At 63.0% G+C, this 9283-nt stretch carries 7 protein-coding genes; 6 read left to right on the top strand and 1 reads right to left on the bottom strand.

Translation table 11 applies throughout. The features are described from left to right. Positions 1-522 precede the first annotated feature (522 nt). On the bottom strand, positions 523-1428 hold the full coding sequence (locus tag DFR38_RS06400) for a LysR family transcriptional regulator (RefSeq protein WP_059284485.1): 906 nt from the start codon (positions 1426-1428) through the stop codon (positions 523-525). A 131-nt stretch (positions 1429-1559) separates the two neighbouring features. On the opposite strand from DFR38_RS06400, the gene DFR38_RS06395 reads away from it, so the two are divergent. From DFR38_RS06395 to DFR38_RS06375, 6 genes are all read left to right on the top strand, one after another. Beyond that, positions 1560-2999 carry a M20 family metallopeptidase gene (locus tag DFR38_RS06395; RefSeq protein ID WP_059284486.1) on the top strand — a complete coding sequence of 480 codons (1440 nt, stop codon included), beginning with the start codon at positions 1560-1562 and terminating at the stop codon, positions 2997-2999. Then, the gene (locus DFR38_RS21425) at positions 2992-3129 is read left to right on the top strand and encodes a hypothetical protein (RefSeq protein WP_204377391.1); all 138 of its coding nucleotides are present in this window, start codon (positions 2992-2994) and stop codon (positions 3127-3129) included. Before DFR38_RS06395 ends, DFR38_RS21425 begins: the two co-directional genes overlap by 8 nt. Positions 3130-3142: 13 nt before the next feature. Then, the gene (locus DFR38_RS06390) at positions 3143-4270 is read left to right on the top strand and encodes an MFS transporter (RefSeq protein WP_204377392.1); all 1128 of its coding nucleotides are present in this window, start codon (positions 3143-3145) and stop codon (positions 4268-4270) included. A gap of 106 nt (positions 4271-4376) precedes the next feature. Next, on the top strand, positions 4377-5660 hold the full coding sequence (locus DFR38_RS06385; protein WP_059284487.1) for a hypothetical protein: 1284 nt from the start codon (positions 4377-4379) through the stop codon (positions 5658-5660). Between the two features lie 3 nt (positions 5661-5663). Beyond that, positions 5664-6443 (top strand): hypothetical protein, encoded by a 780-nt coding sequence (locus DFR38_RS06380; protein WP_059284488.1) that lies wholly within the window; start codon positions 5664-5666, stop codon positions 6441-6443. Next, positions 6443-9262, top strand: a complete 2820-nt coding sequence (locus tag DFR38_RS06375; protein ID WP_110313156.1) for an ATP-binding protein — start codon at positions 6443-6445, stop codon at positions 9260-9262. The genes DFR38_RS06380 and DFR38_RS06375 overlap by 1 nt, the downstream gene beginning before the upstream one ends. Positions 9263-9283 lie beyond the last annotated feature (21 nt).

Raw genomic sequence — 9283 nt, 5'->3', positions numbered from 1 at the left:
ACACCGAGTTGGGCTTGCTATTGAGCATGCTGGTGGCAGAGAGATTGTCTTTGCTCATGATCTGGCGAGTGGTGAGCGGATTCTCCGGTCTCATGCTGGTCTCCTGCTGGGGTGGCGGGTGGCGTGCTGCTTGGTGTATCTGGCGTTTGCGTGGCGGGTCCTTGCTGTGGTGGATTGCGGTCGCGGCAGCTGCCGGGAGGCGGATTGAGCCGGCGCGGCGCAGGGCTGCGCAGCAAAGGTCATGACAATGGCAATCATTAAGGCGAGTGCTGAGTGCTGCCAATCAGACAGGGAGGAGTCTGTCTGGTGAAATATCGAATTTGAGTAGTGGATGAAGATGGATTAGGGATAAGGCTAAGGAATGCTGCGGAAAAACATACTGTTCAATAACAGCAGGGACACCGGTCCGGTGTCCCTGTCGCATTGCACGGTGGTGTGTCGCAGGGCATTACGCTATTTGGTTGGCCGCTCTTGATCTGCAGCGCAGGGCTGTGAGTGCTCTTGCAGAAATACAGGGCTGCTTCACGCTTGCAGCGCCTGCTGCAGCTGGCATTCCAGCAGCCGCAAGAAGGTGCTGACCGCGGCGGGCAGGCGGCGGGCTTTCATGGTCATCAGTTGCAGCTGCCGTTGTTGCAGCAGCGGTTCATCAATGTTCTTGGCCAGCAAGCTGGCACCATCCGGCAGGCCGTGAATCGCCAGGCGGCTGCCCAGCGCAATGGTGTCGGTGTGGGTGGCAAAGCGATGCAGGGTGCTGGTGTGATCGCTGCTGAGCAGGGGTTCAAATACTTTGCCCTGGGCCGCAAAGCTCCATTCCAGCAGCTGGCGCACGGTATTGCCCCTTTCCAGAATGGCCAGCGGAAAGCGTGTCAGATCCGCCAGGGTCAGCAGCGCTTGTCCGGCCAGGGGATGGCCGGGGCGCAGCAGGGCACACACCGGCGCGCAGCTTTGCAGTATCAGCTCAATTCCATGCGTGTTTTCCATGGCAAAACCCAGCCCGATATCGGCCGCTCCGGTTTCCACCCAGTGGCGCACCTGTTCCGGAATACCGCTCTGCAAAACAAAGCGAATCTGGGGGTAGAGCCGGTGATAAGTCATCATGACATCGGGTAGAAAAACGTGAGCGAAACCATCGGTACACGCCAGCCGTACCAGGCCGTTGCTGGTGGCATGGCGTGAGGAGATTTCTCCCAGCACGCTCTGGGCATCCAGCAAGGTGCGGCGTGCATGCTCGGCCAGTAGCTGCCCGGCCTCGGTCAGCACCATGCCGCGTGGCAGGCGCTCAAACAGCGGGGTGCCGGTTTCCTGCTCCAGTTTGCTGATTTGCCGGCTGATGGCGGATACCGCCACTTGCAGGTTTTCCGAAGCGGCGGCCAATGAACCGCAGCGTGCGACTTCAACAAAATACTTCAGTGCAATGCCATGCAACATACCGCCCTCTCCTTTGCGTTTTAGGCAATGCCACTTGCTGAAATGGCAATAATGTCAATAGTCATCAAGGTATTACCTTCCATAGACTGTGCCAGTTATTCAACCTTAAACAAGGTGCGAGGTAACTGCTAATGACTCAGATGTATGCGCAACGTAGCCATGCCATTGCCAGAGCACAGGCGTATTTCGATCAGGGAGGCTTGCTGGGGGATTTGCAACGCCGTGTCGCCTTTCATACCGAAAGCCAGAATCCGGTACAGGCTGATACCCAAATCGCCTATTTCCAGCAGGAAATCATCCCGGCACTGCAGGAGATGGGATTTTCCTGCCGGCTGCTGGACAATCCGGTGGCACCGCTGGCGCCTTTTTTGCTGGCCAGGCGGCATGAGGCGGACTATCTGCCCACCGTGCTCAGCTACGGTCATGCCGATGTGGTGCGTGGCGACGAGTCGCACTGGCGCGCCGGGCTCAGTCCATGGCGGGTGGCTAGCGAGGGCGAACGCTGGTATGGCCGTGGCACGGCGGATAACAAGGGCCAGCACAGTATCAATCTGGCCGCGCTGGCGGCGGTGTACGCGCAGCGCGGTGGCCGTTTGGGCTTTAACTGCAGCTTCCTGTTCGAGAGCGGCGAGGAAATCAGCTCGCCTGGTTTGCGCGAGATTTGCCAGATCGAACAAGCGGCCTTGCGGGCGGATGTCTTTATCGCCTCGGACGGACCGCGTGTCAGTGCCGAGCGGCCGACGCTGTTTCTGGGTTCACGCGGCAGCGTGGTGTTTGAATTACAGCTGATATTGCGCGAAAGCGGCCACCATTCCGGCAATTGGGGCGGAGCGCTGCGTAACCCGGCGCTGGTGCTGGCCCATGCGCTGGCCAGCCTGGTGGATGCACATGGGGTGATTCAAGTGCCGGGCTTGCGCCCGCCGCCACTGGAAGAGGAGGTGAGGCGGGCATTGGCTGGCCTGACCCTGGGCGGGGAGCCGGACAGCCCGACGGTAGACAGCGACTGGGGCGAGCCCGGTCTGAGCCCGCTGGAGCGGGTGATAGGCTGGAACGCGCTGGAAGTGCTGGCCTTGGAATCCGGCAATGCCCGCAAGCCGGTGAATGCCATCCCGCCCAGCGCCAAGGCTGTTTGCCAACTGCGCTTTGTAGTGGGGACGGATTGGCGCAATACCCGCCAGCATATCGAGTCGCATTTGCAGCGGCACGGGCTGGGGCAGGTGCAGGTTCGCGTGTTGTCCGCCACGCCGGCGACCCGGCTGAGGCTGGACGACCCCTGGGTGACATGGGCGCTGACCTCCATCCGTCACAGTACCGACAAGCAGGCGGCCTTGCTGCCCAACCTGGGGGGCACGGTGCCCAACGATGCCTTTGCCGACATCCTGGGGCTGCCCACCTTGTGGTTGCCACATTCCTATCCTGGCTGCGGCCAGCATGCGCCCAACGAACACTTGCTGGCACCGGTGGCACGCGAGGCGCTGGCACTGATGGCGGGCATCTGGTGGGACCTGGGCGAGCAGGGCAGTCAGATCATTGCGCAACGCGCATCTTTCACTGGAGCAGCGCATGTCTGAACGCAAACCGCTCAGCCTGACCCGCATTGTGCTGGCCACTTCCATCGGCAATGCGCTGGAATGGTTTGATATTGCCATCTATGCTTTTTTTCGCCGTCCATATTGCCCATCACTTTTTCCCGGCGGGTAATGAAACCGCCTCCATGCTGCTGACCTTCGGTTCGTTTGGGGCCTCCTACCTGATCCGGCCGCTGGGCGGGGTGGTGCTGGGCAGCTATGCAGACCGCCATGGCCGCAAGGCCGCGCTGCTGCTGACAGTCAGCCTGATGATGGTGGGCACCGCCATCATCGCCTTGCTGCCCACCTATGCGCAGATCGGCGTGGCCGCGCCCATCGGCATTTTTCTGGCGCGGCTGATTCAGGGCTTTTCCGCCGGCGGCGAGTTTGGCGCGTCCACCGCCATGCTGATCGAACATGCGCCGCACCGCCGCGGGTTTCTGGCCAGCTGGCAGTTTGCCACCCAGGGCCTGGCCACCTTGTTTGCTTCGCTGTTTGGCTATGCCCTGGTCAAGCTGCTGACGCAGGAAGAACTGCTGGCCTGGGGCTGGCGCATTCCCTTCTTCTTTGGTTTGCTGATTGGCCCGGCCGGTTTGCTGATGCGGCGTTATCTGGACGATGCGCCCAGCTTCAAGCAGGCCGCGCACACCGCCACACCGGTGCGGGATGTCCTGCTAAGCCAGAAAAGCATGGTGCTGGCGGCCATCGGGGTGATTACCGTGTCCACCGCCGTCAATTACATGCTGCAATACGTGCCCACCTTTGCCATCCGCCAGCTGAAAATGGATGCCGCCACCGGTTTTGCCGCCAGCATGCTGGCCGGGGTGATTCTCACCGTGGTGACGCCGTTTTCTGGCTGGCTGTCCGACCGCATCGGGCGGCTCAAGCAAATGACTGTGGCCGGGCTGCTGTTTGCCCTCACCATTTACCCGGTGTTTTTGTATGTGTCAGTGAGCGGCAGTGCCTGGGCGCTGTATGTGCTGGTGGGCTGGCTGGCCTTGCTCAAGTCCATTTACTTTGGCGCCTTGCCCGCGCTGATGTCGGAAATCTTCCCGCCTGCCACCCGTGCCACCGGCATGGCCATTGGCTACAACGTAGGGGTGACGGTGTTTGGCGGTTTTGCCCCGGCCATCATCGTGTGGCTGATCAGCGCCACCGGCAGCAATCAGGCACCCAGCTTTTACCTGATGTTCACCACCCTGATCAGCCTGGCCGCCCTGGCCTATATCGCGCAAAGCCGACGTACACCGCAAATACAACCGTCAGCTGCCTGAGCATGGGGTGCGTGCCGTGGTCTGGTACGCACCCCCAGTCATGCAAGATGCGTTGACTTACCCCCGCCCGGCCTTGGACAATCCGCTTTTGTTTTCTCATGCCGGAATGTCATTGGAATCGCTCGCCGACTTTTTCCAGCCGGGCATCGCGCCGGATTCGCTGTCCGGCGTCAATCGCCTGCAACAGGCCTGGCCTTATCTGTCTGTCTTCGTGACCCTGTTTCGTGGGGGTGACGAGGAGGTGCTGATGCGCCTCCTGGTGCTGCGCGAGCTGGGCAGCCGCGCCGATGCGCCGCGCTGGACCCCGCAGGAAATCGCCCAGCGTTTTGCCTACCTCAACGACACCAAGCTGGCCACCATTCTGGGCCGCCTGCGCGAGGGCGAATTGCTGGTATACGACAGCGATGGCGGCCAGTACCAGCTGTCCGAAGGCGCACGCGTGGCGCTGGCCGCGCTGGCCACCTTGATTGATTTTGCCGGTGATGATGTCGAACTAGGCTACCTCACCAGCCAGGTGGCGGCCGGGCAGGCGGTGGGGCAGTTGTCCGATGACGCGCTCAAGCATTTGCTGGCGCGACTGAACGAGCTGTATGGCGAGTTTGCCGAAGCGCTGGAATCGCAATCGGAATTCCGCATCCGCGCTGCGCAGCACCGGCTGGAAGCCGTGTGGCGCTGGGTGGCCAAATCGACAGAAGTGATCCGCAGCCTCACCGCTGACGACACCCTCAGCCTGTCCGCGCTGAACCAGGCGCAGGCGGTCGCCTTGGCACAAAGCCGCATGCTGGCGCTGGCCGGTACCTTCGAGCGCCGTCTGGCGCAACTGGCGGCGCAGCGCGTGCATCTGGGCAGCTCCGGCCTGACTTCCACCGATATTGCCGACTGGCTGCGCCGTCAGGCGGTGGGCCAGCTGGCCGATCAGTTGAGCGGCTGCCTGTCCATCAACCCGGAACCGGCCTTCATTGCCACGCCGGAACTGGCCGACATGGCGGAATTCGAGCTGCTGGCGCGCGAACGTGCCAAGGCCGGCAATACCACCTTGCCCGGCAGCGTGGCCGCGCCCCTGTCCGGCGAGCTGGAAGTAGAGCGCCTGTTTGCCGCCGAGGCCATGTACGACGAATTGCTGACCCTGGGCCTGCAACTGGGCGAGAGCGGGGCGGACCACATCCCCATCCGGCAGGCAGTGCTGGCCGACAGCTACAACGAAACCGCCTACCGGCTGTCGCTGCTGTCGCTGATTGGCGACCCGGAAAGCCATGGCGATGCCAGCATTGTGGCGGCGCTGGCCAAATTGCCGTTCACCCTGCACGGCGGCGAAGCCGTGATTGAACCCGAACACCCGGAAGTCGCCACGCTGTCTGACGCGCGGCTGCTTCCTCATCCCCCGAATTGAGCCATGGAACAGCAACTGAAAACCCTCACCGCCCGCCTGCTGGCGCAGCGCGTGGTGCCGCGCGGCGATGCGCTGGCGCGCAAGGCGCTGCTGGATGACCTTTTCCGCCAGGAGCTGGACAAGCGGCTGGCCGATGTCGGCCTGCGCCTGGTGGAGAACCCCTACGCCGAATACATTGCGGTGGCGCTGCTGCCGGAGATGACCGAGCCGGTATTCGGCAGCGGCGAAGCCTGGCTGAACAATAATCTGGGCCTGCCGCGCGATGGCGTGGCGCTGCTGGTCATCCTGTGGGCGCTGATCATCCTGCCCAAGCGCGAACGGCAGATTGCCCGCGTGGAAGCCGGGCGCGAAAACCAGAGCGATATGTTCGGCGCGCAAAAGCCGCTGGAAACCGGCGAGGGCGTGTCTACCGGCGTGTCGGAAGACGCGCTGTATGCCGACTTTGGCAAGGCGCTGGGCGGCCGTACCCGCTTCAATGCCAATCTGGGCCGGCTGGTGAACCTGGGCTTTGTGGTGCGCCGTAACAAGTGGCTGGATGAAGGCCCGATGCTGGATCTGATGATCGACTACAGCCAGCTGGCTCCACGCATCATCGAAGGTGCGCTGTCCGAGGTACTGGGCCAGCGCCGCAGCCAGGCCGCCGACGCCCTGGCCGACAAGACCGCCAGCGCCATTGCCCAGGCAGTACAGCCCACGGTGGTGGATGATGGCACCAGCCTGTTCGCTGCTGTTGAAGGCCCCGAAGACGACACACAAGCCCCCGCGCAAGAGGAAGACCGCTGATGTTCCAGATGAAATCGGTAGAAATGGTGCACTGGGACTTCTGGCAACGGCTGGCGGTGCCGCTGGACGCGCAGATTGTCACCATCATCGGCCCCAATGGTTCGGGCAAGACCACCTTGCTGGATGCCATGCGCACCCTGCTGGCCATCAAATGCTCCGGCAAGCGCGACTACAAGCGCTATGTGCGCAACAACCGCGAGCCCTTTGCCTATCTGCGCGGCGTGGTGGACAACCCGCGCCGTCCATCGGGCGGCCTGTATCCCACCCCCTTCTTTCCCATCGTCAGCGAGGCGGTGACGCTGCTGTGCCGTATCAAGAAGCAGGGCGGCGACTGGGTGCGCCATTACGCCATTCTGGATGGTGATGTGCCGCTGGAACTGGCCGAAGCGCAAGCGCAATGGCTGGGCGTACAGGAATACCGTCGCCGCCTGGAAGTGGCTGGCCTCACCCCGGCAGTGGGCGAGGTGTTGGCGCTGGAGCAGGGCGATACCGACAAGCTGACCGAATACAGCCCCAAACAATTGCTGGACCTGGTGTTCCAGGTATTCGGCGACAAGGACGTGCTGGACAACTACCAACGCGCCCGTGATGAACAACGCGCCACCGAGCTGGAACTGGAAGCGCTCACCCGGCAGGAGGAAGCGCTGGAAGCGCGGGTGGAAACCATGAAAACCCGCGCCGGGCGTTTTCTGGAATGGCGTCAACTCAGCCAGACCATTCGCCGCCTGCAGGACGAAGCCTTGCCGGTGCTGGCCTATCTGGATGGCAAAAGCGCGCTGGGCCAGACCTGGCAAAACTACCGCGCCGCCTACGGCCAGCTCAGCCGTACCCGGCGCGAGCATCACGACACCCTGCAACTGGTGGCCAAGCTCAAGGCGGCCGAAGTGGCCGCTGGCGCAGCACGTCAGGCCGCCGAGCAGGCTCGTTTGCAGGCGCAAGAGCAGTTCATGGCCGCCAAGGCCGAACATGCCAGCGTCAGCGGCCAGTTGAAGGAGCGCGACCGCCTGCAAGCGCTGGCCAGCCGCGAATACGGTGCCGATGCCGCCGCGCTGTCCGACAAGCTGTCCGGCTTGCGCGGCGAGGCCGAGCAACTGAAAGACGGCCTGCGTGAGCTGAACCGCCAGCGCGTCGACCTGAAAAACCATGTCGAGGCGCTGGAAATCGGCCGTGGCCGTTCGCCGGAAGAAGTACGTCAGTTCAAGGCTGCGCTGGATGAGGCCAATATCGGCCACGCCATGCTGTCCGACATCATCGAGGTGATGGACGCTGGCTGGCAGGGCGCGGTGGAGGCCATGCTGCGCCCCTACCGCCATGTGGTGCTGCTGGAAAATCCGCAGCAAAAGGGTGAAGCCTGGCGCTTGGGCGAAAAACTGCGTTTCCGCCATTTTGTGGTGCCGGAGCGCAGCAGCCCGCCGCCAGCACGCAAGGGCAGCCTGCTGGAAGTGATCCGCTTTTCCGCCAATGCCCCGGACTGGCTGTATCAGCAGCTGAACAAGGTCAATCGGGTGGAAAACGCCCAGGCGGGCGCAGGCGTTGATGGCGACTGGATTACCCGCGACGGCTATTTCCGCGAACGCCGTGGTGCGCGCCATATTGGCGTGGCCGCGCATGAGTTCGCCTTTGGCGAAGGCGCGCGCCAGTCGCGTCTGCTGGCACTGCGCGATGAGCTGAAGCAGCTGAATGTGCGCATTCTGGCCGATGAAGAAAAACTGGTGGCCATTAGCCGCGAGGCGGCTGGGCTGGCCGAGTATCTGGGCGGCATGGATGCCATCCGTCAGCTGGACAGCCGTGCCGAAGAATTCGCCGCCCTGGCCGCCCGGCTGGATAGCCTGCAAGCGCAGCAGCAGGAACTGGGCGCACAACTGGCCGAAGCCAGTGCCACCAAGGATGCGGCAGACCAGCGATATAGCGATGCGCGGCTGGAGCACGACCGCATTTGCCAGCGCGAACAGGAAAGCCTGTCGCGTTACGACGGCAAGCGTCAGGAGGTGGAAAACAGCCGCCGCCAGCTGCGCCGCCTGCTGGCCGAACTGCGCGAGTGGGCTGGTCGTCTGCCGGCCGATGCCTTGGCCGCCGAGCATGTGGCCGCGCTGGAAGAGGAATACGAAAGCGCCGCCGATGCGCGCCATCAGTTGAATTATCTGCAAGAGCGCCTGCAAGGCGGCGAATGGGAAACCGACGAAGCCGTGCTGGCGCTGCGCGACAAGCTGGCCGACGACCTGGCGCAGATCGACCGCGAACGTCAGCGCCGCCAGAGCGAAGTGGACCGCTCGCGCGAACTCACCGACGACGCCCGCGCCGCCTATATGGGCAAGCTGCGCGCCACGGTGCGGGCTTATGGTGCCAATATCAAGCGCCTGGGCGAGCTGGCTGGCATTGGCGTGGATGTGGAACTGCCCTCACTGGAAAACGACGACGCCGCGCTGGCGCAAGCCGGGCTGACGCTGCGCTTCAACTTCGACCAGAAGGGCCTGATGGGCATGAACGACGGCGAGGCGTCCGGCGGCCAGCAGGTGATGAAGTCATTGATTCTGCTGATTGGCCTGATGATGGATGAGGCTAATCCGTCCGGTTTTGTGTTTATCGACGAGCCGTTTGCTCACCTGGATATTTTCAACATCGACCGGGTGGCGGGCTTCCTCAAGGCCACCGAGGCGCAGTATCTGATCACCACGCCCAACACCCATAACATCAATATCTTTGCCCCGTCGGAACTGACGCTGGCCACCCGCAAGAAGCGGCCGGGCGAGCAGTGGGCCCCGCCCATCCTGCAAACCCGCCGCCGGGTGGATGCGCCACCCGCAGATACGCAGGCCTGATGCCATCACGCCGGCAGGAAA

Source organism: Aquitalea magnusonii, assembly GCF_003202035.1.
Taxonomy (GTDB): Bacteria; Pseudomonadota; Gammaproteobacteria; order Burkholderiales; family Chromobacteriaceae; genus Aquitalea; species Aquitalea magnusonii.
Note: the sequence above shows the minus strand (reverse complement) of the source record. Positions and strands in the feature narration are given on the sequence as shown.

Bases quoted from the DNA above. Each gene is read 5' to 3' on its own strand.
- DFR38_RS06400 (WP_059284485.1), bottom strand. From the start codon at position 1,428: ATGTTGCATGGCATTGCACTGAAGTATTTTGTTGAAGTCGCACGCTGC.
- DFR38_RS21425 (WP_204377391.1), top strand. From the start codon at position 2,992: ATGTCTGAACGCAAACCGCTCAGCCTGACCCGCATTGTGCTGGCCACT.
- DFR38_RS06380 (WP_059284488.1), top strand. From the start codon at position 5,664: ATGGAACAGCAACTGAAAACCCTCACCGCCCGCCTGCTGGCGCAGCGC.
- DFR38_RS06395 (WP_059284486.1), top strand. From the start codon at position 1,560: ATGACTCAGATGTATGCGCAACGTAGCCATGCCATTGCCAGAGCACAG.
- DFR38_RS06375 (WP_110313156.1), top strand. From the start codon at position 6,443: ATGTTCCAGATGAAATCGGTAGAAATGGTGCACTGGGACTTCTGGCAA.
- DFR38_RS06390 (WP_204377392.1), top strand. From the start codon at position 3,143: ATGCTGCTGACCTTCGGTTCGTTTGGGGCCTCCTACCTGATCCGGCCG.
- DFR38_RS06385 (WP_059284487.1), top strand. From the start codon at position 4,377: ATGTCATTGGAATCGCTCGCCGACTTTTTCCAGCCGGGCATCGCGCCG.